The 24070-nt window shown below is 40.3% G+C and carries 23 protein-coding genes, 5 tRNA genes and 2 pseudogenes; 19 read left to right on the forward strand and 11 right to left on the reverse strand.

Going from position 1 to position 24070, the window contains the following annotated elements; genetic code table 11:
- Positions 1 to 14: 14 nt before the first annotated feature.
- Genes fucK through fucP form a run of 4 tightly spaced genes read left to right on the forward strand, consistent with a single transcriptional unit; the run spans position 15 to position 3921 of the window.
- Entirely contained in the window at positions 15 to 1478 is a 1464-nt protein-coding gene (gene fucK, locus CFY87_RS10270) for an L-fuculokinase (RefSeq protein WP_094947459.1), read from the forward strand.
- A 9-nt stretch (positions 1479 to 1487) separates the two neighbouring features.
- Entirely contained in the window at positions 1488 to 1922 is a 435-nt protein-coding gene (gene fucU / locus CFY87_RS10275) for an L-fucose mutarotase (protein WP_094947462.1), read from the forward strand.
- Positions 1923 to 1935: 13 nt separating this feature from the next.
- Positions 1936 to 2586, forward strand: a complete 651-nt coding sequence (locus CFY87_RS10280) for an L-fuculose-phosphate aldolase (protein ID WP_094947465.1) — start codon at positions 1936 to 1938, stop codon at positions 2584 to 2586.
- 48 nt (positions 2587 to 2634) lie between these two features.
- Complete coding sequence (gene fucP, locus CFY87_RS10285) at positions 2635 to 3921, forward strand: L-fucose:H+ symporter permease (protein WP_094947468.1); 1287 nt, start codon at positions 2635 to 2637, stop codon at positions 3919 to 3921.
- Positions 3922 to 4133: 212 nt separating this feature from the next.
- Here fucP and CFY87_RS10290 read toward each other — a convergent pair.
- Positions 4134 to 4785 (reverse strand): annotated as a pseudogene (locus tag CFY87_RS10290) (IS1595 family transposase).
- A 119-nt stretch (positions 4786 to 4904) separates the two neighbouring features.
- Here CFY87_RS10290 and deoC point away from each other — a divergent pair.
- Positions 4905 to 5576 (forward strand): deoxyribose-phosphate aldolase, encoded by a 672-nt coding sequence (gene deoC, locus CFY87_RS10295; protein WP_094947470.1) that lies wholly within the window; start codon positions 4905 to 4907, stop codon positions 5574 to 5576.
- A 256-nt stretch (positions 5577 to 5832) separates the two neighbouring features.
- Positions 5833 to 6338, forward strand: a pseudogene (locus CFY87_RS10300) (DNA-binding transcriptional repressor DeoR).
- Between the two features lie 3 nt (positions 6339 to 6341).
- Here CFY87_RS10300 and fabR read toward each other — a convergent pair.
- Both fabR and oxyR read right to left on the reverse strand, forming a co-directional pair.
- Entirely contained in the window at positions 6342 to 6956 is a 615-nt protein-coding gene (fabR, locus tag CFY87_RS10305; protein WP_094947473.1) for an HTH-type transcriptional repressor FabR, read from the reverse strand.
- Positions 6957 to 6965: 9 nt separating this feature from the next.
- Complete coding sequence (gene oxyR / locus CFY87_RS10310) at positions 6966 to 7865, reverse strand: DNA-binding transcriptional regulator OxyR (protein ID WP_094947476.1); 900 nt, start codon at positions 7863 to 7865, stop codon at positions 6966 to 6968.
- A 126-nt stretch (positions 7866 to 7991) separates the two neighbouring features.
- On the opposite strand from oxyR, the gene CFY87_RS10315 reads away from it, so the two are divergent.
- Positions 7992 to 8717 carry a glutathione peroxidase gene (locus CFY87_RS10315; protein ID WP_094947479.1) on the forward strand — a complete coding sequence of 242 codons (726 nt, stop codon included), beginning with the start codon at positions 7992 to 7994 and terminating at the stop codon, positions 8715 to 8717.
- A 53-nt stretch (positions 8718 to 8770) separates the two neighbouring features.
- Here CFY87_RS10315 and CFY87_RS10320 read toward each other — a convergent pair whose 3' ends face one another.
- Positions 8771 to 8992 (reverse strand): SlyX family protein, encoded by a 222-nt coding sequence (locus tag CFY87_RS10320; protein ID WP_094947482.1) that lies wholly within the window; start codon positions 8990 to 8992, stop codon positions 8771 to 8773.
- An 89-nt stretch (positions 8993 to 9081) separates the two neighbouring features.
- On the opposite strand from CFY87_RS10320, the gene fkpA reads away from it, so the two are divergent.
- The 5 genes from fkpA (at position 9082) to CFY87_RS10345 (ending at position 11593) form a co-directional block, all read left to right on the forward strand.
- Positions 9082 to 9822, forward strand: a complete 741-nt coding sequence (gene fkpA / locus CFY87_RS10325) for an FKBP-type peptidyl-prolyl cis-trans isomerase (RefSeq protein ID WP_094947485.1) — start codon at positions 9082 to 9084, stop codon at positions 9820 to 9822.
- Positions 9823 to 9892: 70 nt separating this feature from the next.
- Positions 9893 to 10564 (forward strand): helix-turn-helix transcriptional regulator, encoded by a 672-nt coding sequence (locus CFY87_RS10330; RefSeq protein ID WP_094947488.1) that lies wholly within the window; start codon positions 9893 to 9895, stop codon positions 10562 to 10564.
- Positions 10564 to 10944 carry a sulfurtransferase complex subunit TusD gene (gene tusD / locus CFY87_RS10335; protein WP_094947491.1) on the forward strand — a complete coding sequence of 127 codons (381 nt, stop codon included), beginning with the start codon at positions 10564 to 10566 and terminating at the stop codon, positions 10942 to 10944. Before CFY87_RS10330 ends, tusD begins: the two co-directional genes overlap by 1 nt.
- Positions 10944 to 11303, forward strand: coding sequence for a sulfurtransferase complex subunit TusC (gene tusC, locus CFY87_RS10340; RefSeq protein WP_094947571.1), 360 nt, complete (start codon positions 10944 to 10946; stop codon positions 11301 to 11303). Before tusD ends, tusC begins: the two co-directional genes overlap by 1 nt.
- An 11-nt stretch (positions 11304 to 11314) precedes the next feature.
- Positions 11315 to 11593 carry a DsrH/TusB family sulfur relay protein gene (locus CFY87_RS10345; RefSeq protein WP_094947494.1) on the forward strand — a complete coding sequence of 93 codons (279 nt, stop codon included), beginning with the start codon at positions 11315 to 11317 and terminating at the stop codon, positions 11591 to 11593.
- 543 nt (positions 11594 to 12136) lie between these two features.
- Here CFY87_RS10345 and CFY87_RS10350 read toward each other — a convergent pair.
- From CFY87_RS10350 to CFY87_RS10365, 4 genes are all read right to left on the reverse strand, one after another.
- Positions 12137 to 13501, reverse strand: coding sequence for an L-serine ammonia-lyase (locus CFY87_RS10350; protein ID WP_094947497.1), 1365 nt, complete (start codon positions 13499 to 13501; stop codon positions 12137 to 12139).
- Positions 13502 to 13594: 93 nt separating this feature from the next.
- Positions 13595 to 14839, reverse strand: coding sequence for a serine/threonine transporter (locus tag CFY87_RS10355; protein ID WP_094947500.1), 1245 nt, complete (start codon positions 14837 to 14839; stop codon positions 13595 to 13597).
- A 231-nt stretch (positions 14840 to 15070) separates the two neighbouring features.
- The gene (locus CFY87_RS10360; RefSeq protein ID WP_094947503.1) at positions 15071 to 15934 is read right to left on the reverse strand and encodes a class II glutamine amidotransferase; all 864 of its coding nucleotides are present in this window, start codon (positions 15932 to 15934) and stop codon (positions 15071 to 15073) included.
- Positions 15935 to 16228: 294 nt separating this feature from the next.
- Positions 16229 to 16639, reverse strand: a complete 411-nt coding sequence (locus tag CFY87_RS10365) for a hypothetical protein (protein ID WP_094947505.1) — start codon at positions 16637 to 16639, stop codon at positions 16229 to 16231.
- Positions 16640 to 16757: 118 nt separating this feature from the next.
- Here CFY87_RS10365 and CFY87_RS10370 point away from each other — a divergent pair, with 118 nt between their 5' ends.
- From CFY87_RS10370 to CFY87_RS10380, 3 genes are read left to right on the forward strand one after another with little or no spacing between them, the layout of a single operon-like run.
- A complete protein-coding gene (locus tag CFY87_RS10370; RefSeq protein WP_094947507.1) occupies positions 16758 to 17411 on the forward strand; it encodes a DNA methyltransferase in 654 nt (217 codons plus the stop codon).
- Positions 17412 to 17436: 25 nt separating this feature from the next.
- Positions 17437 to 18981: an Eco57I restriction-modification methylase domain-containing protein gene (locus tag CFY87_RS10375; protein WP_336595886.1), complete on the forward strand. Its 1545-nt coding sequence runs from the start codon at positions 17437 to 17439 to the stop codon at positions 18979 to 18981.
- Entirely contained in the window at positions 18978 to 21470 is a 2493-nt protein-coding gene (locus tag CFY87_RS10380) for a DEAD/DEAH box helicase (RefSeq protein WP_094947513.1), read from the forward strand. The genes CFY87_RS10375 and CFY87_RS10380 overlap by 4 nt, the downstream gene beginning before the upstream one ends.
- Before the next feature lie 105 nt (positions 21471 to 21575).
- Here CFY87_RS10380 and CFY87_RS10385 read toward each other — a convergent pair.
- Together CFY87_RS10385 and gltX are read right to left on the reverse strand one after the other, a co-directional pair.
- Positions 21576 to 21651 (reverse strand) — tRNA-Ala (locus CFY87_RS10385).
- 84 nt (positions 21652 to 21735) lie between these two features.
- Positions 21736 to 23172, reverse strand: a complete 1437-nt coding sequence (gene gltX, locus CFY87_RS10390) for a glutamate--tRNA ligase (protein ID WP_094947516.1) — start codon at positions 23170 to 23172, stop codon at positions 21736 to 21738.
- Between the two features lie 170 nt (positions 23173 to 23342).
- Between gltX and CFY87_RS10395 the strand changes: the two genes are divergently transcribed.
- The 4 genes from CFY87_RS10395 (at position 23343) to CFY87_RS10410 (ending at position 23757) form a co-directional block, all read left to right on the forward strand.
- Positions 23343 to 23418, forward strand: a tRNA-Val gene (locus CFY87_RS10395).
- A gap of 38 nt (positions 23419 to 23456) precedes the next feature.
- Positions 23457 to 23532: transfer RNA gene (locus CFY87_RS10400), tRNA-Val, on the forward strand.
- A 32-nt stretch (positions 23533 to 23564) separates the two neighbouring features.
- Positions 23565 to 23640, forward strand: a tRNA-Val gene (locus CFY87_RS10405).
- Between the two features lie 41 nt (positions 23641 to 23681).
- Positions 23682 to 23757: transfer RNA gene (locus CFY87_RS10410), tRNA-Val, on the forward strand.
- Between the two features lie 49 nt (positions 23758 to 23806).
- On the opposite strand, the gene CFY87_RS12515 is transcribed toward CFY87_RS10410, so the two are convergent.
- Complete coding sequence (locus CFY87_RS12515; protein ID WP_272896452.1) at positions 23807 to 23932, reverse strand: hypothetical protein; 126 nt, start codon at positions 23930 to 23932, stop codon at positions 23807 to 23809.
- Positions 23933 to 24070: the final 138 nt, after the last annotated feature.

Below are 24070 nucleotides of genomic sequence, written 5' to 3' on the forward strand. Positions count from 1 at the left end.
TTAGGGGAGTTTTTATGTCAATTGCATTGATTTTTGACTGTGGCGCGACCAATTTACGCACAATTGCCATGAATGAAAAAGGCAAAATTCTCGCTTCATATCACCTTGCCAATAATACGCAACCGGATAGCGAAAATGCCGATTATCACATTTGGGATATTGAGGAAATCTGGCAAAAGTTGGTGGATTGTGCAATCCATACATTACAACAACTGCAAGCGCAACAACAGGATTTAGCCGATATTGTTGGGATTGCAGTGACGACCTTTGGGGTTGACGGTGCACCTTTTGATCGAAACGGAAAACAACTTTACCCCATCATTTCTTGGAAATGTCCGCGTACCTTACCGTTAATGAAAAATTTATCTCACTACCTGAATGTGGAGCAGCTTTACCAACGTAACGGAATTGGTCAGTACAGTTTTAATACGTTATTTAAATTGTTGTGGTTAAAAGAAAATAAACCGGAAATTTACCAAGAGATGGATAAATGGGTGTTTATTTCTTCGATATTAAGCCAACGTTTAACCGGTGAATTTACAACGGATCGTACTATGGCGGGAACCTCCATGATGACCAATTTGGCAGATAACGATTGGAATGATGAGGTGTTAACCGTCCTCGGGTTAACGAAAGCGCAATTTCCTAAAATGGTCAGCGCCGGTGAAAAAATCGGCAAATTATCCACCGCACTTGCCTCCCAATTTGGATTAAATGAAGTACCGGTAATTTCTTGCGGTCATGATACGCAATTTGCGGTTTTTGGTTCCGGTGCGAGGTTAAATCAACCGGTATTAAGCTCCGGTACGTGGGAAATTTTGATGGCGCGTACTGAACGTGCCGAACCGCACGTGGAGTTTGTGCCGCAAGGGCTGACTACAGAGTTTGATGCACAACATCATCGTTTTAATCCGGCAGTGCAATGGGTTGGTTCCGGTGTAATGGAGTGGATTGGCAAACTTTATTTTGCCGATGTTGTCGGTACAGATCGTTATTATTCCACCATGATTGAAGAAGGCAATTCGGCAGCACCGGGTGCGAATGGCGTTCGCTTACAGGGCAGTTTTGCCGCGACGGATAAATCGGTCGGTGCAGGACGAATTAGTGGATTATCCATGCACAGTAATCGCGGGCAAATTTATCGTGCCGCATTGGAATATATGGCATTGCAGCTGAAAAACGGATTAGCGGTATTGCAACAAGTCAGTCATTTTAAAGCGGAAAGCTTAATTTGTGTTGGTGGAGGATCGAAAAATGCGCTATGGAACCAAATTCGAGCCGATGTCCTTGGCATTCCGTTGGATATTGTGGATGTGGCGGAAAGTACGGTGTTAGGCGCTGCTATGTTTACGTTTGCCGGTGTCGGCGTTTATGCCTCGGTAGAGGAGGCGCAGCAAGCAATGCAGCCGCAGAAAAAACGGGTTTACCCTTCTGCACAATTGGCGGCATATCAACAATGGTTACAACAAATGGATTAAGAGGTCGTTATGTTAAAAGGTATTCATCCGGTAATTTCGCCTGAATTATTAAAAGTGTTAGCCGAAATGGGGCATGGTGACGAATTGGTATTATCCGACGCCCATTTCCCGGCACATCAACTGCATCATCGTGTTATTCGCGCGGATGGAATTGGTGTGGATACATTACTTAAAGGTATCAGTCCGCTATTTGAATTTGACGCTTATGTCAACGCGCCATTAATTATGATGCAAGCGGTCGAGGGGGACAGTTTGGATCCTTCTGTTGAGCAGCGTTATTTAGAGGCGATACAAAGTGCGGTGGAAAAATTGCCTAATTTAGAAAGAATTGAACGTTTTGCTTTTTATGAACGTGCCAAACAAGCCTATGCGGTTGTGATCAGCGGCGAAACGGCAAAATATGGAAATATTATTATTAAAAAAGGCGTAACGCCATTATTTTAAGAGGAATTTAAACATGAACAGATCAGCATTAGCTCGCCAAATTATTGATACTTGTTTGGCAATGACAAAATTAGGATTAAATCAAGGTACTGCCGGGAATGTCAGCGTGCGTTATAACGACGGGATGTTAATTACGCCGACCGGTACGCCTTATGAGCAAATGACAGAGGATTCCATCGTTTATGTGGATAAAAACGGTCAACATGAAACCGGTAAATTACCGTCCAGTGAATGGCAATTTCATTTGGCGTGTTATGAAGCGCGGGCGGATATTGACGCGGTGGTACATAACCATGCGGCAAATTGTGCGGCAGTTTCGATTTTAGGACAACCAATCCCGCCGATTCATTACATGATCGCTTGTACCGGTACGGATCATGTGCCTTGTATACCTTATGCCACTTTCGGTACTCATCAATTAGCGGATTATGTCCGCGACGGGATTAAACAAAGTAAAGCCATTTTACTTGCGCACCATGGATTAATTGCGGTGGATAAAACCTTAGACAAAGCGTTGAGCGTGGCGCATGAAATTGAGGTGATTGCCGATTGGTATCTCAAATTACTCGCCACCGGAAAACCGATTCCGACTTTATCCGCTGAACAAATGAGCGTGGTGTTGGAAAAATTCAAATCTTATGGATCTTGGGTTGAGGAAAAATAATTGATTTTTTAATGGGTTATCATTTCAACAATGAAGAAGGAATAGCTTATGACTGCTAAAGTTCTAGAGAAAAAATTTGTTGTACCTTTTGTGTTAATTACAAGTTTATTCGCATTGTGGGGTTTTGCGAATGATATTACTAATCCGATGGTGGCGGTTTTCCAAACCGTAATGGAAATTCCGGCATCAGAGGCGGCGTTAGTTCAATTTGCGTTCTATGGTGGTTATGGGACAATGGCAATTCCGGCGGCGTTATTTGTTAGTCGTTATAGCTATAAAGCCGGTGTTTTATTAGGGCTTTCCTTGTATGCGGTCGGTGCATTTTTGTTTTACCCGGCGGCATTATATGAAGAATTTACCTACTTTTTACTTTCTTTGTATATTTTAACCTTTGGTTTAGCCTTTTTGGAAACGACAGCGAATCCCTATATTCTTTCCATGGGAGATCCGCAAACTGCGACACGTCGTTTGAATTTAGCACAGTCTTTTAACCCGCTTGGATCAATAACAGGGATGTTTGTTGCCTCACAAGTGGTCTTAACCAGCTTGGATTCCGATAAACGTGATGCTGCCGGTAATTTGATTTTTACTACCTTATCCGAAGCGGAAAAAGTAGTAGTGCGGACGCATGATTTAGAGATTATCCGCAATCCGTATCTTGCGGTTGGTGTCGTAGTCTTGTTGGTCATGCTGATTATCGGCTTGTATAAAATGCCGAAGACCAAAGTGGAAGAAGGTGCGGCAATTTCCTTTAAAGACTCTTTCGCTCGGTTGTCTGCCAATAGTAAATATCGCGAAGGCGTGATTGCACAGGTATTTTATGTTGGTGTGCAAATTATGTGTTGGACCTTTATTATTCAATATGCAGAAAGATTAGGTTTCACCAAAGCAGAAGCACAAAACTATAATATCATCGCTATGGCAATCTTTATTACCAGCCGCTTTATTAGCACCAGTATCATGAAATATTTAAAAGCGGAATTGATGTTGTATCTCTTTGCGCTGGGCGGTTTCTTCAGCATCTTGGGTGTGATGTTTATTGATGGCGTATGGGGTTTATACTGCTTGATTTTAACCTCCGGTTTTATGTCCTTAATGTTCCCAACGATTTACGGTATTGCTTTATATGGATTAAAAGAAGAATCCACATTAGGTGCTGCCGGTTTGGTGATGGCGATTGTGGGCGGTGCGTTAATGCCGCCATTACAAGGGATCATCATCGACCAAGGCGAAGTAATGGGAATGCCGGCGGTTAACTTCTCATTTATCCTCCCGTTAATCTGTTTCGTAGTTATCGCGATTTATGGTTACAGAGCGTGGAAAGTGTTGAAATAATGGGTTAGAACGAGGCTAATTCGGATAACCGGATTACAATACATCACACGGAGCGGCAATCCGAGAGAATGTAGGGCGGAATTGATTTTACAAGTCTATAAAAACGCCTTTTAATTTGATTAAAACACGCTAAAAATTGACCGCACTTTGAGATAGATACGAAGTGCGGTTTATTATTAAATGTATTTTACGCTTGGGGCTGTTCTAGATAACTAGCTTAAGATTCCCTTAACCAATTGTTTTAAAAATAAAACTTGAGATTTTAAGTCACTGTAATTAAAACGCCATTCGCATTCTTTCAAATACAGCTCAAAATGGGCTTTAGGAATGCCGTTAAATTTACGCAAATGGCGTTTTTGCTTGGCTCCAAAAATTCTCTATCCCGTTAATGTGATTTTGATTTTCGGCGAAGTAAGTACTGTGGTTGATGCGAAAATGATTAAATTCACTCACATCAAGCACATCATAGCTTCGATAAAAATCGGTGTAAACAATGCTGTCCGGTTTCACCTTTTCCCGAATAATCGGCAAAAGTGTGGCAGATTGCGTGTTCGGAATGACAACGGTATAAACCTTGCCGTCACGCTTTAAAAGCCCGAATACAGCAGTTTTACCGGCTGCACCACGACCTCGTTTACCTTTGCGGGTTCCGCCGAAATAGCTTTCGTCCGCTTCAATTTCGCCCTCAAACATTTCCAGATGAGGGCTATGTTGATAGATGAGCAATCGCAAACGGTGAAAGTAATAGGCTGCGGTGCTTTTGTTTACATTTACTAACTCGGCGGCTGTTCGAGCAGTTACACCTGCCACAAACAGTTCTATGAGTTTATGTTGTTTGTACTGACTTAGACGACTTTTTTTCATTGGGTTATCTTAACCTAAATGGGGGTTTTAGTCGTTATCTAGGACAGCCCCAATTTTTTTCATATAATATGTACTGTGTTTAATGTTATTCTAATGACGCAATCAAAGAGGTAGTTAAAATGCAAGCAAAAGAAATCGCTAAATTTATTGATCATACGGCACTAAGTGCGGAAAAAAATGAACAAGATATTATAAAGTTGTGTGATGAAGCTATCGAAAATGGTTTTTTTTCCGTGTGTATTAATTCCGGTTATATTCCTTTAGCAAAAGAAAAATTGCAGGGAGCGAATGTGAAAATTTGCACGGTGGTGGGTTTCCCGCTTGGGGCAAATCTCAGTTCGGTGAAAGCCTTTGAAACGCAAGAAGCAATTCGGGCAGGTGCTGATGAAATTGATATGGTGATCAATATTGGTTGGATTAAATCGCAAAGATGGCAAGCGGTAAAAGCGGATATTCAAGCGGTTTTACAGGCTTGCAACGGCATTCCGTTGAAGGTGATTTTGGAGACGTGTTTGTTGACGAAAGAAGAAATTGTTCAGGCATGTGAAATTTGTAAAGCGTTGAATGTGGCGTTTGTGAAGACATCGACCGGGTTTAATAAAGGCGGTGCAACTGTTGAGGATGTGACATTGATGAAACAAGTTGTGGGTGAGGTTGGTGTGAAAGCCTCGGGAGGTGTACGTGATACGCAAACCGCACTAGCCATGATGGGGGCCGGTGCGACTCGAATCGGTACCAGTGTCGGCATTGCTATTATTAAAGGTTTAAGCGATACTGGCACTACCTATTAATTATTATTGAGCCTGTAGTAATGGAAAAAGTTAACCCACGAATTAAGAAACTGGAATTTCTTTTAAAGCAAATGGGAAAAATTCATTTGCGCGATGCTGCTGAAATTCTAATGTATCGGAGATGACCATTCGTCGTGATTTAAATGTTTATACAGGCTCAATTTCATTGCTCGGGGGATATATTATTAAAGAGCCCGGGCAAGATGAACATCATTATTTTATTCATCAGCACCAAACTAAAAATATTGCCGAAAAAATGTATATTGGTAAATTGGCGGCTGAATTGATAAAAGACGGTGATGTAGTGTTTTTTTATTGTGGCTCGACTATTCCCTATATTGCTTCACAAATTGATTCTTCGATAAAATTCACCGCACTTTGTTGCTCGATTAATACATTTATGGTATTGCAAGAAAATTTGAATTGCGAATTGATATTGTGTGGGGGCGTTATTCACGAAACAATTCGGTATTTTCAGCGTTGGGTGCGAGTTTTGAACTTGGTTTGATTTGCCCGACCAAAGCCTTTATTTCTGCTGCGAGGGTTTCTTTAAAGAAAGGCGTGACCTGCTTTGATTTTGATGAGGCAAAAATTAAAGCCATAGTGATGGAAAAAAGCCAACAGAATATTCTCGTTTTCGATCATTCTAAACTGGAGCATATCCAACGCGCTTATATTGGAAAAATAGAACAATTTGATTTATTAATTTCTGATAAAGCAATTTCATCTTCACTGGATAAGTTACCGCCGATCATTTGTTAATGGCTAACCCCATTCCTTATGTACTGCATAATCCGCGCCTTTTGCCAACATTTTTAGTTGGAGAATGACGCGGTTTTTGAGGTGTTCGCGTTCTTTTTTGTCCATATCGAGGGCATGAGCGCCGGCGGTGAAGACCAAGGTGACGATACCTTCTGATTGAATGTAAGCGATATGTGGCGGGTAGTTATTTTTGCCGGCGATATATTCCGCCAGTTCGTCGATAAAATGTTTGATTTCCCGTGCTGCTGCAGTGCGGAAAGATTGGGATGTGCCGGAACTTTCGCGTAATAGTAGGCGAAATACGTTCGGGCTGTTGGTGATAAATTCAAAAAAAGTTTCTACAGAAATAGCAATCACGCTGCCGCCATTGGCGATACGTTTACGCGCTTGACGCATTAATTGACGCAGCATTAACCCGGCTTCGTCTACCATTTCTAAACCTAATTCGTCCATATCGCGGAAGTGTCGGTAAAATGAGGTTGGCGCAATACCGGCTTCGCGGGCAACTTCACGTAGGCTTAAATTTGAGAAACTTTTTTCCGCACTAAGTTGGTTAAACGCGGCATTTACCAAGGCGCGTCGGGTTTTTTCTTTTTGAATTGCACGAATGCCTGCCATAGCATCTCCTTATTTGATTAAAATGGGTTGTATGACTTGGCTGATAGCATTTGCAATGCGCTCATAGCGGTTACGCAGCGGTGATCCGGGGCGGTAAATCAGCGTGATAGAGCGAGATGGTTCCGGCGATAAACAAGGAATATAGCGCACACCGGTACGATTGCCTTCGCTTAACACAGCAAGTTCCGGCATTAAGGTCATGCCCGCATTGGCGGAGACCATATTGCGCAGCGTTTCCAAACTGGTGGCTTGAAAATGCGGATTTTCTTTGGCTCCGGCAGTAAAGCAGTAACCGAGGGCTTGATTGCGTAAACAATGCCCGTCATCTAACATTAACATCTCACAATCTTTGAGTTCTTCCATTTTAATGGATGTTTCATTTGCCCACGGATGATCCTCCGAAATAGCGAGCAGCATTTTTTCATCAAAAATAGGAACTTCAATAAATGCTTCGGTTTCGGCGACAGAAGCTAATATTGCACAATCCAATTGTCCAGTTTCCAGTTGTTCCAGCAATTGATGGGTTTGCGCTTCATATAAAAAGAGTTCAAGATCGGGAAAGGATTGTTTTAATACCGGTACAATGTAAGGCAATAAATAAGGTCCGACAGTTGGGATAACACCAATATGTAAAGGACCGGTCATTTCTTTACCCTGATTGCTCGCCATTTCTTTTAATAGTTTTATTTCGCGTAAAACGGTTTTGGCTTGATTGACGAGCAATAAACCGGATTGGGTAAATAAAACCTTGCGGCTGGTGCGCTCCAGCAAAATAATGCCTAATTCATCTTCCAGTTTGCGGATTTGTCCGCTTAATGTAGGTTGGCTTACGTGGCAAGAGTCGGCGGCGCGGCGGAAATGTTTATGTTCTGCGAGTGCGACAAGATATTCTAAGTCACGAATATTCATTTTTACCTCTTTATAGAATATAACAATTAAAAAGATAGGAATTAATTGGTTGTAACTATATCATAAAATAAACTATAATTCATCATGTCAGTAATAATTAACCCCCAAACTATAGGAGAATTTAGTATGACAACAATGGAAGGAAAAAAAGTTCCTCAAGTGACATTTCATACACGCCAAGGCGATCAATGGGTAGATGTTACCAGTGCCGAATTATTTGATAACAAAACTGTTGTGGTTTTCTCTTTACCGGGCGCGTTCACCCCAACTTGTTCTTCCACCCATTTACCACGCTATAACGAATTAGCTTGTGAATTCAAAGCTTTAGGTGTTGACGATATTGTTTGTATTTCCGTAAATGATACGTTTGTAATGAATGCGTGGAAAGCGGATCAAGAATCTGAAAATATTACTGTTATTCCGGATGGTAACGGTGAATTTACTGAAGGTATGGGTATGCTGGTAGGTAAAGAAGATTTAGGTTTCGGTAAACGTTCTTGGCGCTATTCTATGCTAGTGAAAAATGGTGTCGTAGAAAAAATGTTTATTGAGCCAAACGAGCCGGGCGATCCGTTCAAAGTATCCGATGCCGACACGATGATCAAATATTTAAAACCGGATTGGACTGCAAAACCGTCCGTTTCTATTATCACCAAACCGGGCTGCCCGTTCTGTGCGAAAGCAAAAGGTTTGTTGAAAGTAAAAGGCTATGCCTTTGAAGAAATCGTATTGGGACGTGATGCCAGCACCATTTCCGTGCGTGCGATTACCGGTAAAACCAGCGTGCCGCAAATCTTTATCGGCGGTCAATATATTGGCGGCAGTGAAGATTTGGAAAAATATCTTGCGTAATGATTTTCGCTGGTATTAATATTGGGAGCCTTCAAGGCTCCTTTTTATGTGGATCAATAATGGGGTGGTGGCGTTTCTTCCGCTTGCGAAGCGATATTTGAGGGTTGCATATCTTTCAATTTACTTGCCAAATAACGAATTTGCAGCTGCATTTTTTCGATAATAAGTTGTTGCTCCACCAGTGATTGATTGAGATCATCCACATTTTTTTCTTGAAAAGCAACTTTCATCTCCAATTCAATGATTCGTTGTTCTAAAATTTGTTGAATTTCCATAAATAATCCTTAAAAAAGGTTGTTAATTTGTAAAATACAATTTAACCTATTCCGGTCTATTACTCTGTCTATTATAAAGGATAAAAACAATGTTAAAAATTCAAAAATTGTCAATAGTGGCATTAGCGTTAAGTGCGGTCGTTTCTGGACAAGTTTTTGCAGCGGGAAATGATGGAAAACAGTTTGCGGAAGATGCCTCTTATGCGGTTGGTGTGTCTTTTGGGGCGTATTTGAAAAGCTCGTTAGATGCACAAAAAGACGTAATTAATTATGACAACGCAAAAGTGTTGGCGGGGGTTTCTGATGCTTTGGGCGGAAAAATTGACTTTAACGACAAAGCGCAAATGGAAAAATTAGAAGCGTCGTTAACCGCGGTGGATGCAAAAATTAAGGCAGCTGCCGAAGTGAAAATGGCGGAATTAAGTAAGAAAGTGAAAGCAGAAGGCGAAAAATTCCAATCGGATTTTGCGAAGAAAGAAGGGGTGAAAAAAACTGCTTCCGGTTTGTTTTACCGTATTGAAAAAATGGGCAGTGGCAAAGCAATTAAATCGACGGATTTAGTTAAAGTGCATTACACGGGTAAATTACCGGACGGTACAGTATTTGACAGTTCTGTAGAGCGCGGTCAACCGGCAGAATTTAAATTAGATCAAGTGGTTCCGGGGTGGACCGAAGGTCTGCAATTGGTCAAAAAAGGTGGTAAAATTGAATTAGTATTGCCTCCGCAATTGGCTTACGGTGAACAAGGTAGCGGTCCTATTCCGCCAAATGCTACCCTATATTTTGACGTTGAAGTATTAGATGCAACGCCTGAAAAAACAGCAAAATAAGTAAAAATAACCAAAAAATGACCGCACTTTTAAAGTGCGGTCGTTATTCATAAAGAATTGAGGCGATAAAATGTTAACAGATAAACGACCTTTCACAGAAGAAGATCGGACGATTTTGAATTCTTATGTGGCAGTGGTTGAAGGTGTCAGTGCCTTGATTGGTAATCATTGTGAAATTGTTTTGCATTCTTTGGAAGATTTAGAACGTTCGGCGATTTGTATTGCCAACGGACATAATACCCATCGTCAAGTGGGTTCGCCAATCACTGATTTTGCCTTAAAATCACTCCATAACATGAAAACTGAAAGTGTCTCCAATCCTTATTTTACCCGAGCGAAAGGCAATGGATTGATGAAATCGGTGACTATCGCAATTCGCAACAAATCTCAGCGTATTATTGGCTTGTTGTGTATCAATATTAATTTAGACGTACCGGCATCGCAATTTTTGCAAGCCTTTATGCCAACACCGGAACAAGATGAAGCTTCGGCGGTGAATTTTGCAAGCTCGGTGGAAGAGTTGGTGACGCAAACCATTGAACAAACCGTAGAAGAAATTACCGCCGATCGCAATGTGGCAAATAACAATAAAAATAAACAAATTGTTATCTCTTTGTTTGAAAAAGGAATTTTTGATATTAAAGATGCCATTAATTTGGTCGCTGACCGATTAAATATCTCTCGTCATACGGTGTATTTATATATCCGACAAATCAAGCAAGATCACGAAGAAATCAAATAATGCGTTACGTTTTAGCGGTAAAACAGGCGGTTTATGGCACGCAAGGGGCGTTTTTAGCCTATCAGTTGGCGCAAACCTTAATCCAAAGTGGACATGAAATTAGCCAAGTGTTCTTTTTTCAAAGCGGGGTGAGTAATGGCAATGGGTTTGTGCATCCTGCAAGTGATGAATTTCATTTGCAAAAAGCTTGGCAACAACTTGCGCAACAACACCATATTCCGCTGCATTTATGCATTGCGGCGGCGCAACGTCGTGGCGTGGTGGATGCGCCGTCTGCAGCAGATTTGCAGCAGCATAATTTGGCGCAGGGCTTTGTGTTGGCGGGGCTGGGCGAATTTAGTGCAGCAGTGTTGCAGGCGGATAGGGTGCTTACTTTATGATAAAAATTGCCTTTGTTTTTCGCCATTCGCCTCATGGTAGTGCATTCGCTCGTGAAGGATTGGATGCGCTATTAGCCGCAACAGCTTTTTGTGCGGAGGAGGAAATAGGTGTGTTTTTTGTAGATGACGGCGTATTAAATTTGGTAGCCGGGCAAAAACCGCAATTGATTTTGCAAAAGGATTTTATTCCGATGTTTAAACTATTGGATTTGTATGATATTGAACAGCGTTACGCTTGTAGTACCTCTTGGCGCCAATGGGGATTGGCGGCGCGGGAAACGGTGATTTCCGTTGAAAAAATTGACCGCACTTTATTGATGCAAAAACTGCAACAAGCGGAAAAAGTCCTGACCTTTTAACGGATATTCATATGCTTTATACGTTTTCACAAGCCGATTATTCCGAAGCGGAATTACAACGTTATTTAAGCGCTATCACTGCACAAGATGCGGTCGTATTTTGGCAAGATGGCGTATTATTACCCTTTAAGTACGCCGCATTATTGTCGCAACTTGATGCCGCTTGTTACGCGTTGGAAATAGATTTACAGGCAAGAAACTTGGTCTGTAATATGGAAAAAGTGCGGTCGATTTCTTTGCAGGATTTTGTCGCTTTATCCGAGCGCTATTTTCCGCAATTAGCGCTTTAAATCACACAATACAGTTCTAGTATAGTGAGTTTTAAAGTAGTTCATTTCTATTTATAAAAACGCCCTGTAAACCGAGGATCCGTTACGGGAAGTTTTCATTAAGGCTAATGCCAGTTCTTTTTTATATCAAAAAGAGAACGTATTTGGGCGAAATTATTTGATATTTCTACCATAATCCGCCTCTTTAAGCTGTCAACTATGATACCCAATTCCCCAGTGTTCTTGTGTAAATTTGTGTAAATATGATTGCAAAATGAGGGGAAGGGAAACGCTAAACTGCCGCTCCAACCCTTTCTCTTTAAAAAGGTAGAGGTAGTCGAAAGTCATTGCCCAAATATTAAGGATCATTTATGAATAAAATATTTAAAATTATTTGGAATGTTTCAATCTAAAATTAGTAGGGTAAGAATATTGGTTTACAAGCCATCAAATACAAAACAACCCCACTATTTTTTATTGATGGTAAAAATAGTAGGGTTTGTCGTTGGTTTGAGGACGGGAATAATCCCGCCCTGTTTTTGTTTTTGGGTGATACATTATGACTTATGAACAAACCACTTTGATTGCTAACCCACCTTGTGAGGTTTCACGGTATTTGGTGTTCATATCTTTACCGGTTTCATACATGGTTTCGATCACTTTATCCAAGCTGACGCGCGGGATGGTTGTGCGACGCAACGCCATGCGGCTAGCGTTGATGGCTTTTACGGAGGCAATTGCATTGCGTTCGATACAGGGGACTTGTACTTGTCCGCCCACGGGATCGCAGGTTAACCCGAGATTATGTTCCATGGCAATTTCTGCTGCCATGCATACTTGTTCTGGCGAACCGCCTAAAATTTCGGTTAAGCCCGCGGCAGCCATTGAACAGGCGACGCCGACTTCGCCTTGACAACCGACTTCCGCACCGGAAATAGAGGCATTCATTTTATATAGTGAGCCGATAATGCCGCAAGCAAGTAAATAACGTTCGATAATTTCCGGTGTAATCGGCGAGATGAAGTGATTGTAATATGCCAATACTGCAGGGAGTATCCCGCAAGCCCCGTTAGTTGGGGCAGTGACGACGCGACCGCCCGCTGCATTTTCTTCATTTACTGCGAGGGCAAACATATTTACCCAATCAATAATACGCATTGGATCATTGGATAAACTCTGATTGGCTTGTAGCATAATGTACAAAGAGGCTGCCCGACGGGGAACTTTTAACGGACCAGGCAATAATCCTTCTGTATGCAGACCATGATCAATGCATTCCTGCATGGTTTTCCATACCCGTGCTAAATGGGTTTCGACTGCCTCTTTTCCGTGTAAGGCAATTTCATTTCGCATCATGAGTGTTGATATTGGTAATCCGTTTTCACGACAAAAACGTAAAATGTCCTCTGCGTTTTTATACGGGTAGGGGACATCAACAGGGCGGGTGTTTTGTTGGTTAAAATGGGCTTCATCTACGATAAAACCGCCCCCGATAGAATAGTAGGTTTGTTTATATAGGATTTCTTCATTGTTGTAGGCAGTAAGCGTCATTCCGTTTTCATGTAATGGAAGAAAGGTGTCGTGGAATGTCATATTGTCATCAAAATCAAATTGAATGACTTTTTGGCCTTCGGCAATGGGTAAAAGTGCGGTCTGTTTTACATAGGAAATAAATATCGGAATAGCATCAATATCGACGTTATGGGGTAAATAGCCGGCTAATCCCATAATAATGGCAATATCAGTATTATGTCCTCGTCCGGTCATGGATAGTGAGCCATAGACGTCGACTTGAAGGCGGTTGGTTTGGTCAAAAAGCCGGCGGCTAAAAAGATCATCAATAAATTGTTTTCCTGCTTTCATTGGACCAACGGTATGGGAGCTTGATGGTCCGATACCGATTTTAAACATATCAAAAACACTAATCATAAATTTTCCTTTGGTTTTATAATCAATCCCCTTTCCAGCTGAAAAGGGGATTAAGTACGGTGAGAATGTTATTTTATCGTTATTGGAGGATAGTTAGAATAACCCGTAAACCACAGCGGAAATGGCAATTAGCCCCATTACGGTCACAAAAATATTGCTTAATTTTCCTTGATAACGTTGCATTGCAGGTACTTTACGGATGGCGTACATTGGCATAATGAACAGGATAGCGGCAATGATCGGACCGCCGAGAGACTCAATGAGACCTAAAATACTTGGATTAATGACAGCGACACCCCAAAGTGTGATCAAGAAAAATAATGCACTGCCATAATTTAATTTTTTACGATTAATGGCGTTGCCTTGACCAATTGTTTTTTGATACAAACCAACTAACCCTTCTTTTGCACCCAGATAATGCCCAAAAAAGGAACTGGTGATGGCAAGAAATGCCACAAATGGACCAAAATAAGAAATATATGGGTTGTCAAATTTATTAGCAAGAAAGGATAAAATACTGATATTTTGTTGTTTCGCTAAAGCTAATTCTTCCGGTGTTAGGGTTAATACGCAGCTGAAAACAAAAAACATCACAAAAAATAACAATAATCCCGCTGCACCGCGTAATGATTTTCCAGCATGATGTTCGGTAAGTGCTTGATCTTGATATTGGCGTTGTTGGGATTGTGAGAAAGAGGATATTGCCGGTGAATGGTTAAAAGAGAAAACCAGAACCGGAATAGTTAGCCATAAGGTGCGGATAAAATCTTGCGAGCTCGGGATTTCATGTAAGGTTGAGGTATTCCATTCCGGAATTAAATAAATAGATAAGGAAAATAGGATTAATACCAGCGGATATACTAGGTATTCGGTCAATTTTAACATGATTTTCTCATTCGTTAACATGACAGAAATCAGGGCGGCGATCAGAACAAACGATAATAGGACACGGTTTGGTGACGCCATGCCGAGCTGATTGACAATAAATGAATCGACGGTATTGGTGATCCCGTTACCGTAGATTAATAAGATCGGGAAAATAGCAAAGAAATATAATAAAGTAATCAATTTTCCGGCAGTTCTACCGAAATGCTCTTCAACGACTTCGGTAATATCGCTACCCGGTTTGGAAGAAGACAGGACGAAACGGGATAATGCGCGGTGTGCAAAATAGGTCATTGGTCCGACCAAAATTGCCATGATAATTAATGGCCAAAACCCGCCCATTCCGGCATTGATCGGTAAAAATAAAACCCCGGCGCCGACAGCAGTACCAAATAAATTTAGAGACCAAAGAACATCGAATTTATTCCATTTTTTAGTTTGATTATTAGACATATATGTCACCTATTCATTTACTTTTAATATTTTGTATTATTTTTTGATTATAAAGTCGCCATTAAATTTGTTGATGTAAATGGCGCAGCAGATAATATGCTTTCTGATGCTTTTTTTAAACCGGAGGATAAGTGATTTGTGAACCGGATCTCTATTTTTCGGCTTATTTGATTAATAAATGAATAGTTAATGACAATCTTTTTACATTTGGGATTTAAAACCTAATGTCTATTAATCGCAAATGTCTTTTTTGGTGTCGATAGAAAATAAAGCAGCCTTTTGATGACCAAGGGTACCGTCATCCATGTGTTTTTTCGGTGAACCAAGAATTTCAGCCACTTTTTCTCCCTGTTTGAAGAAAACAAAGCCACCACTTCCCATTTTGCTCCAAATTTCATTTTTAGTGAGTGGAAAGGTGGTAATTAAGGTGACTTTATCTGTATCTTGTGTGTAATTGCTAAAATCAATGATATTGTCGTCATCAATTCGTTGCGCTTTGCCGAAAGGTGCACGACGGGTGAGATAATGCAGATGAGTAGAGCAATGCGCAATCATCCATTCGCCATTGGATAAGAGAAAATTAAAGGTACCTTTTTCTGCCAATTCATGAGTAATCTCTTGAATGACAACAAATAATTCCTGTTCTGCCGGTTTTTGTCGAAAGCGTAATTTTAATTGATTTACCATGTAGCAAAATGCCGCTTCTGAGTCGGTGGAACCAATCGGTTGGTAATAACTATTGGACAGATCGGGTAATGTGGTGAGGTTACCGTTATGAGCAAAAACCCAGTTTTCTCCCCAAATTTCGCGAATAAATGGATGGGTGTTTTCAAGATTGACTTCGCCTTGCGTGGCTTTACGAATATGAGCAACCACATTCAAGGATTTAATTTTATATTGCTCAACGCTGTCGGCAATCGGAGAGGAATGACCCGGTTTATTATCCCGAAAAATACGCACGCCCTTGCCTTCGAAAAAGGCAATGCCAAATCCGTCAGAATGGCTGTCCGTTAATCCCGCACGACGACGAAATCCTGCAAAGGAAAACAGAATATCCGTCGGTGTATTGCAATTCATTCCTAATAATTGACACATAACAACAAAGTGATCCTCTCGTTCCGATAAATGAGTTTAAATTAAACACAATAACGACCAAAAACTCAAGTGACTTTTTAGAATGAAACGTTACATAACATAACTGAAGCTAAGGTTGTTATTTAAGCAATACAGCAAGGATCATCGTAGGGACACACGCAGACTGTCTCTACAATACAAAGTTTGTGCTATAAATTAAAAAATTTCGTTATTATGTAATCGTTGCATATAGGGTTGTAAGGACGCATCGCGGGCATCCGTTTTTTGGGATAAGATAGATAATGAGGTGAGCTTTTAACTTCTATATGCTTTATCCATTGCCATAATCACTTCTCGCACGACTTTCTTTTGTTCTTTTGGCAAGTTTAGAAACATTTTAATTATCGTTTGATCTTGATAGCTCGTAGCTTCTTCCCAAAGATGCTTACTTGGCTCTTTTTCTCTTTCTATCCGTTCCAGCTTATAAGCTGTTTCTTCTGATACCAGTTCCGAAACAGGGACATTTAACCATTCCGCCAGTGTTTTAAGTCTGGCGGCTCTTGGTAATGTTTCACCTCGTAACCAACTGGCGAAAGCGTGCAAGCCAATCGGTTTGCCATAATGTCGTAAATTAAATTCACGTTCCAATACCGAAGCCATAGGCTTATATCCTCTTTCAATTAAAAGAGCTTTCAGTTTTTCTGCAAAAAGTTTTTTCTCGTTCATGTTGCTAAGTTAATTTTCAACTTAATTTTTAATGAAAGATTGATCAAAACTTACGTATGAATTATGATACTTACGCTTTTACTTACGCTAATAATTAACTTAAAAATTACGTTATGCTATGACAACTCAAATCAAATCCAAACAGCGTGTTTCCGATCACGGTGAAGTGTTTACTCGAAAAGAGGAAGTCAATGCGATGTTGGATCTCGTCAAAGATGAAACGTTAAGAATTGAATCTCGATTTTTAGAACCGGCTTGTGGTGATGGAAATTTTCTGATTGAGATTTTAAAACGCAAACTTGCCGTTGTAGAGAAAGAGTATGCTCAATCGCAACGGGAATATGAGTTTTATTTTGTAATAGCAATCGGGGCAATTTATGGCATTGAGTTGCAATATGACAATGTATTGGCTTGTCGTGAGCGACTTTGTAAATTTGCTGAAGAATCTTACCGCTTGTTATTTTCCGAAACGGCGAACGATGCCGTTATTTCCGTGATCCGCTTTATTTTGAGCTTAAATATCGTGCAAGGCAATGCCTTAAAAATGTGCTATGTCGATAAAAACACTCAAGATATAGAGACGAAAATGTTGCGCTTTTCACAATGGGAGCCTATCAATTTTTGGCGAAATCGTCACTATTGCATACAGAGAAAAGAATTTGAATATGAGCAGTTAGTTAAAAATGGTAATAAAACTCGAAATGCAGTGCCACAACTGCCTTACCCGATTTGTTATTTTTTAGAGATCCAAAATGCACAACCTATCGATTAACTACAATCCTGACGTATTGTCTTGTTTGGCAAATTTATCTAATGATGAAGTGTTTACTTCGCCTGAACTTGCCAACCGTATGTTGGATTTATTGCCACAAGAGTTGTTTAGCTCAAAAACATCGACTTTTTTAGATCCTGCAACAAAATCTGGCGTGTTTTTACGTGAGATTGCCAAGCGTTTGATTAAAGGCTTAGAGAATGAAATTCCTGATTTGCAAACTCGCATTAACCATATTTTTACCAAACAAATTTTTGGCTTAGGGATCACGGAACTAACTTCATTATTGGCACGCCGTAGTCTTTATTGTAGCCGTTCGGCAAATCATCAATATGCCCTTTGTACTGAATTTGACGATCCGCAAGGCAATATTTTCTATTCACCTTTGCAACACAGTTGGGAAAATGGGCGTTGCTTACATTGTGGGGTAAGCCAACAACTTTATGACCGTGAAAGTCATTTAGAAAGCCACGCTTATGCGTTTATTCATCAACCTATTCAAGAGATTATTCCAAATTGTCCTATGAAATTTGACGTTATTATCGGCAATCCGCCTTATCAACTTAGCGTTGGTAATGATGGTGGAAATAGCTCAAAAGCTAAATCTATTTATCATCAATTTATTGAAACAGCCATTAAATTATCCCCTACTTATATTTCAATGATTACTCCAAGTCGTTGGATGACAAAAAGTACAGAAGGCATACCGGCGGAATGGGTAGATGAAATTATTTCTTCTAATAAATTTAAGATCATTCACGATTTTGAAACATCTCATATTTGTTTTCCAGGGATCTCTATTGAGGGAGGTGTAAATTATTTTCTTTGGGAAAGAAATTATGAAGGGAAATGCGATTATTACTATCATTTAAATGCTGATGAGGTTTTTCATCGCTTTGATTATTTGGATACAGGTAATTCAGGCATTGTTATACGCGATCCTAGAACATTTGGCGTAATAAATAAAATTGCTGAACAGCATGGAAATTATTTTTTAGAAGAAATGGAAAATTTCTCAAGCTTAGTTAGTCCAAAAGACTTTTTTACTAATAAGCAAAATTTAACTTCAAAATGGTCAGGATATTCTAAGAAACAAACATCACAATCTGATATTAAATATTATTTAAATAAAACACTTGAAGATTGTGGTTTTGGTTGGGTTAGAACTGATCAAATTCCAAAAAATTTATTATCGAAAAATTTGCATAAAGTCTATATACCTGCAGCGAACGGCTCAAAAGATATTGTATTAGGAAAGCCTTTTTATGGAGAACCTAATAGCGTATGTTCACAGACTTATTTGGTTATTGGTTACAACCCTGAAATTCACTCTTTAACCAAAGAGGAATGTGAAAATATTATTTCTTACATTCAAACTAGATTTTTTCGTTATTTAGTGAGCGTTAAAAAGAAAACACAGAATGGACCTCGTGGTGTTTATCAATTTGTCCCAATGCAAGATTTTTCTAAACCTTGGACAGATAAAGAACTATACGAGAAATATCAATTAACTAAAGATGAAATTCAATATATTGAATCAATGATCCGCCCTATGGGAGCTGCCGAATGAGTGAATTTATTTCTGAATTACGAACACCCAAAGTTTACGCATATAGCGACAGCCGTTTCCCCCATTGCTTAAAAATCGGCTATACCACAAGAGATGTTGCACAGCGAGTGGCGGAACAATATCCTGTGAAATTGCCTAATCAAAGCTATCAAGTGGTATTTGACGAACGTGCCATTCGTGATGATGGTTCAAGTTTTCGAGATTACGATCTTCATGCGGTTCTACAAAAACGAGGAATTAAACGTCTTGATGGTGAGTGGTTTCAATGCGATTTAAGCGATGTGAAATCCGCTTATTTAGAAGTCAAAACAAGACAAGCAGTCGAAAAACAGCGGATTTTTGCATTTGGTATGCGCCCTGAACAGAAAGAGGCGGTAACGAAAACAGCTCAATACTTTCGTTCGTTTCACAACGATGAAAATAATAAAGAAAAAACACCGCACTTTTTGTGGAATGCCAAAATGCGCTTTGGTAAAACCTTTGCCGCTTATCAGCTTGCCAAAGAAATGGGTTGGAAAAAGATTTTGGTGCTGACGTTTAAGCCGGCGGTGCAAAATGCATGGCAAGAAGATTTGCAAGATCACCTTGATTTTAAAGGCTGGCGATTTGTTACCAATGGAGACGAATGGCAAAGTGCAGTCAGTTTTCCGCAAATTTGTTTCGGTTCTTTCCAAGATTATTTAGGCAAAAATAAAGCCGGCGGCATAAAGCTCAAAAATGAGTGGGTGCATGCGATCAATTGGGATTGTATTATTTTTGATGAATATCATTATGGTGCGTGGCGTGAAAAATCCAAAGGTTTATTTGAAGCGGAAGAGCAGGCGTTTCAAAAGCAACTTGAAGCCGAAGCCGCAGAAATGGATATGGATATGCCCGATTATTTTGATGAAGAAACCTTGCCGATTACCAGCAATCACTTTTTGTATTTATCGGGTACACCTTTTCGTGCGTTAAATTCGGGTGAATTTATTGAAGAACAGGTGTACAACTGGACGTATTCTGATGAACAGCGAGCCAAGAAAAATTGGCAGGGCGATGATAACCCTTATTTAAGTTTACCACGAATGGTGATGCTGACTTATCAATTGCCCGAAGATATTCGTGAGGTCGCGTTAAAAGGCGAATTTAACGAGTTCGATTTGGGGCAATTTTTTGAAGCCAAAGGCACAGGCGAAAATGCCAAATTCAAATATGAAAACGAAGTACAAAAATGGTTGGATTTAATTCGTGGGGCATTACGTTCTACAACCATTGATAATCTGAAATTAAGGGCAGAAAAGCCACCAATGCCTTTTGGCGATAGCCGTTTATTAGGCAGTTTATTGCATACCTTGTGGTTTATGCCGTCTGTGGTATCTTGCTATGCAATGCGGAATTTGTTGGCACAAAAGCAAAATCAGTTTTACCACGAATATCAAGTGATTGTTGCCGCAGGTAATGATGCAGGCATGGGGGCAGATGCGATTATTCCTGTACGAAAAGCAATGAGTGAACCGTTGAACAGCAAAACCATTACACTCTCTTGTGGCAAATTAACTACGGGTGTTTCTGTTGCACCTTGGACAGGGATTTTTATGCTACGCAATTTAAATAGCCCTGAAACTTATTTCCAAGCGGCTTTCCGTGTGCAAACACCGTGGGTATTACGTGGACACAATCCAAACGATCCAAATAATGAATGTATCGTCAAAGAAGATTGTTATGTGTTTGATTTTGCTCCTGACCGTGCCTTAAAGCAGTTGGCGGATTATTGTGTTCGATTAAATACAGACGATAAAAATCCTGAGCAGAAAGTCGCAGAGTTTATTCAATTCTTGCCTGTGCTTGCTTATGATGGCAGTTCAATGCGTTCTATTGATGCCGCCGGTATTTTGGATATGGCGATGAGCGGTACAACAGCAACGCTTTTAGCACGCCGTTGGGAAAGTGCTTTATTGGTTAATGTCGATAATGAAACATTAAATAAATTACGCCACAATGAAGATGCCATGAAAGCATTAATGAGTATTGAAGGCTTCCGTTCTTTGAATCAAGATATTGAAACCATCATCAATAAGTCAGAAAGCCTGAAAAAGACCAAAAAATCCGCAAATGATCGTGAATTAACGCCTGATGAGAAAAAAATACTCAGCGATGATGAGAAAAAAGAGAAAAGTTTACGAAAACAGGTACAAGAAAAATTAATCAAGTTTGCCACACGCATTCCAATTTTTATGTACTTAACCGATAACCGTGAATACAGTTTAAAAGATGTTATCACACAGCTTGAGCCTGAACTTTTCTATAAAGTAACAGGTTTAACGCAAAAGGATTTTAGCTTATTGGTAAGTTTAAATTTATTTAATAGCGGACAAATGAATGATGCCGTGTATAAATTTAAGCGTTATGAAGATGCCAGCTTGAGCTATTCTGGTTTAATTAAACATCAAGAAAGCCGAATTGGTTTATATGACACTGCAATTAGTATTCAAGAATACAGAATGGATTAAGGCGTTTGAATTGAAAAATAGAAGGATTGAATTTGATTGTTATCTTACTCAATCCTCTTCTTTTTGCGAAAAAAAAGCAAGGTGCGTTACCTTGCTTTATTGATTTGGTGGAGATAATCGGGATCGAACCGACGACCTCTTGAATGCCATTCAAGCGCTCTCCCAACTGAGCTATATCCCCGTATGTGGCGACAATAATAAATTCCGCCACTGATGCTGTCAACAATTTATCTTCAATATTCGTTTAGCTGCTCAAATATTAAGCTTATTGTTGTTTAATAAACTCAATCGCTTTTTGTAAACGCGCAAGGGTGCGTTCTTTGCCGACTAGCTTCGCGGTAATATCCATTGATGGTGATTGACCGGAGCCGGTGACCGCTAAACGAAATGGCATACCGACTTTACCCATGCCGATTTCTAATTCCGCCGCGGTGGCATTCATTGCCTCGTGAATATTTTCCACGGTCCAAGCAGAAAGTGCGGTTAATTTTTCCGTTAATTTTTCAAGCGATGCAATAGCTTCCGGTTTGAAGTTTTTTGTCGCTGCTTTTTCATCATAAGTTGTAAACTCTTGATAGAAATAACGACTTTGCGCCGCTAATTCTTTTAAGGTTTTGGCTCGTTCGCTTAATACCGGAATAATGTCTTCTAAGGCAACGCCTTCCTCAAATGGAATATCTTGATCTTTCATGTGCCATTCAAGGTGTTTTGCCACATAGCTTGGTTCAAGCGAGCGCATATAATGCTGATTTAACCATTGTAATTTTTCCGTATTAAACGCGCTGGCGGATTTGCTGACGGAATGAATATCAAATAATTCAATCATTTCTTCGCGCGTGAAAATTTCTTGGTCGCCATGCCCCCAGCCAAGTCGTACTAAATAATTGACTAAGGCTTCCGGTAAATAACCGTCATCGCGATATTGCATCACGCTTACCGCTCCATGGCGTTTGGATAATTTTTGTCCGTCATCGCCTAAGATCATAGAAACGTGAGCATACTCCGGAATTGGCGCACCTAAGGCTTTTAAGATATTGATTTGGCGAGGGGTGTTATTAATGTGATCTTCGCCACGTACCACGTGCGTAATGCCCATGTCCCAGTCATCCACGACAACACAGAAATTATAGGTTGGCGATCCGTCGGTGCGACGAATAATTAAATCGTCTAATTCACCGTTGCTGATTTCGATACGACCGCGTACTGCATCTTCAAAAACCACGGAACCTTCAGTTGGATTAAGGAAACGTACTACATGCGGTTCATCCGGTGAATGGCTGTGATCGTCTAAACAATGGCGATCATAACGCGGTTTTTGCTTATTGACTTCTTGTGTATGACGTAATTCTTCTAAACGCTCTTTTGAGCAGTAGCAACGGTAAGCCAAGCCTTGCTCCAACATTTGTTCAATCACTTGGTTGTAACGATCAAAGCGTTTGGTTTGGAAATAAGGACCGTGTTCCCACGCTAAATTTAACCATTCCATCCCTTCTAAAATCGCTTGTGTTGCTTCCGGCGTGGAACGTTCAAGGTCGGTATCTTCGATACGTAAAACAAATTCACCTTGATTATGTTTAGCATATAACCAAGAATACAATGCGGTTCTCGCGCCGCCAACGTGCAGGTAACCCGTCGGGCTTGGAGCAAATCGGGTACGAACTTTTACATTAGGATCCAAATTAAATAATGCATCTAATTTCATTTTTTAACCTTATATTTTGCGCAAAAAAGATTTCCGTATTGTACTATGAGTTTGCCAAATTCACGATAGAAAATCGTGAGTTATGCCTATTTTTAAAACAAATAAGCGTTTTTTTGTAAAAATCTATTGACTGAAATTTGTGAGCAATTATAATGCCAGCTCACGCATGAGGGCGATTAGCTCAGTTGGGAGAGCACCTCCCTTACAAGGAGGGGGTCACTGGTTCGAGACCGGTATCGCCCACCACTTTTTAAGTGTTCTTATGTGTGATATTAAACTAACGTGGGCGATTAGCTCAGTTGGGAGAGCACCTCCCTTACAAGGAGGGGGTCACTGGTTCGAGACCGGTATCGCCCACCACGCTAGTTTAATCCCGGATGTAAATCCTAAGTGGGCGATTAGCTCAGTTGGGAGAGCACCTCCCTTACAAGGAGGGGGTCACTGGTTCGAGACCGGTATCGCCCACCACTTACGATTTACATACCGCATTAACTTTTTAAGTTATTGTCGGGCGATTAGCTCAGTTGGGAGAGCACCTCCCTTACAAGGAGGGGGTCACTGGTTCGAGACCGGTATCGCCCACCATTTCTTATTCCTTATATCTTTTTATTAATCGATTGATATTCCATTTTGCTCATTCAACATATTGCGCAATACGTTGACGCTCATGGTTATTCATTGCCGTTTCTCCACATAATGTTAGTCCATCATGCCAAGTGTATTTGACGTAAGGTTGGGTAGATATGTCTATCACGCTCATGCTATCTGCCTAAAGGGCGCTATTTTACGTGAAATTGTATGCCGGCAGGTCTTCTTGTGCCAACAAATTGCGTCCGCAGAGATTGATATATTCCACTTCCGATAAAAGGTAAGGCGGTACAATTTTGGCATCAAAGAA

The sequence above is a fragment of the Actinobacillus seminis genome, assembly GCF_002263215.1.
Lineage (GTDB): Bacteria > Pseudomonadota > Gammaproteobacteria > Enterobacterales > Pasteurellaceae > Actinobacillus_B > Actinobacillus_B seminis.

Bases quoted from the DNA above. Each gene is read 5' to 3' on its own strand.
- fucK (WP_094947459.1), top strand. From the start codon at position 15: ATGTCAATTGCATTGATTTTTGACTGTGGCGCGACCAATTTACGCACA.
- fucU (WP_094947462.1), top strand. From the start codon at position 1,488: ATGTTAAAAGGTATTCATCCGGTAATTTCGCCTGAATTATTAAAAGTG.
- CFY87_RS10280 (WP_094947465.1), top strand. From the start codon at position 1,936: ATGAACAGATCAGCATTAGCTCGCCAAATTATTGATACTTGTTTGGCA.
- fucP (WP_094947468.1), top strand. From the start codon at position 2,635: ATGACTGCTAAAGTTCTAGAGAAAAAATTTGTTGTACCTTTTGTGTTA.
- deoC (WP_094947470.1), top strand. From the start codon at position 4,905: ATGCAAGCAAAAGAAATCGCTAAATTTATTGATCATACGGCACTAAGT.
- fabR (WP_094947473.1), bottom strand. From the start codon at position 6,956: ATGGCAGGCATTCGTGCAATTCAAAAAGAAAAAACCCGACGCGCCTTG.
- oxyR (WP_094947476.1), bottom strand. From the start codon at position 7,865: ATGAATATTCGTGACTTAGAATATCTTGTCGCACTCGCAGAACATAAA.
- CFY87_RS10315 (WP_094947479.1), top strand. From the start codon at position 7,992: ATGACAACAATGGAAGGAAAAAAAGTTCCTCAAGTGACATTTCATACA.
- CFY87_RS10320 (WP_094947482.1), bottom strand. From the start codon at position 8,992: ATGGAAATTCAACAAATTTTAGAACAACGAATCATTGAATTGGAGATG.
- fkpA (WP_094947485.1), top strand. From the start codon at position 9,082: ATGTTAAAAATTCAAAAATTGTCAATAGTGGCATTAGCGTTAAGTGCG.
- CFY87_RS10330 (WP_094947488.1), top strand. From the start codon at position 9,893: ATGTTAACAGATAAACGACCTTTCACAGAAGAAGATCGGACGATTTTG.
- tusD (WP_094947491.1), top strand. From the start codon at position 10,564: ATGCGTTACGTTTTAGCGGTAAAACAGGCGGTTTATGGCACGCAAGGG.
- CFY87_RS10345 (WP_094947494.1), top strand. From the start codon at position 11,315: ATGCTTTATACGTTTTCACAAGCCGATTATTCCGAAGCGGAATTACAA.
- CFY87_RS10350 (WP_094947497.1), bottom strand. From the start codon at position 13,501: ATGATTAGTGTTTTTGATATGTTTAAAATCGGTATCGGACCATCAAGC.
- CFY87_RS10355 (WP_094947500.1), bottom strand. From the start codon at position 14,839: ATGTCTAATAATCAAACTAAAAAATGGAATAAATTCGATGTTCTTTGG.
- CFY87_RS10360 (WP_094947503.1), bottom strand. From the start codon at position 15,934: ATGTGTCAATTATTAGGAATGAATTGCAATACACCGACGGATATTCTG.
- CFY87_RS10365 (WP_094947505.1), bottom strand. From the start codon at position 16,639: ATGAACGAGAAAAAACTTTTTGCAGAAAAACTGAAAGCTCTTTTAATT.
- CFY87_RS10370 (WP_094947507.1), top strand. From the start codon at position 16,758: ATGACAACTCAAATCAAATCCAAACAGCGTGTTTCCGATCACGGTGAA.
- CFY87_RS10380 (WP_094947513.1), top strand. From the start codon at position 18,978: ATGAGTGAATTTATTTCTGAATTACGAACACCCAAAGTTTACGCATAT.
- gltX (WP_094947516.1), bottom strand. From the start codon at position 23,172: ATGAAATTAGATGCATTATTTAATTTGGATCCTAATGTAAAAGTTCGT.
- CFY87_RS12515 (WP_272896452.1), bottom strand. From the start codon at position 23,932: ATGAGCGTGATAGACATATCTACCCAACCTTACGTCAAATACACTTGG.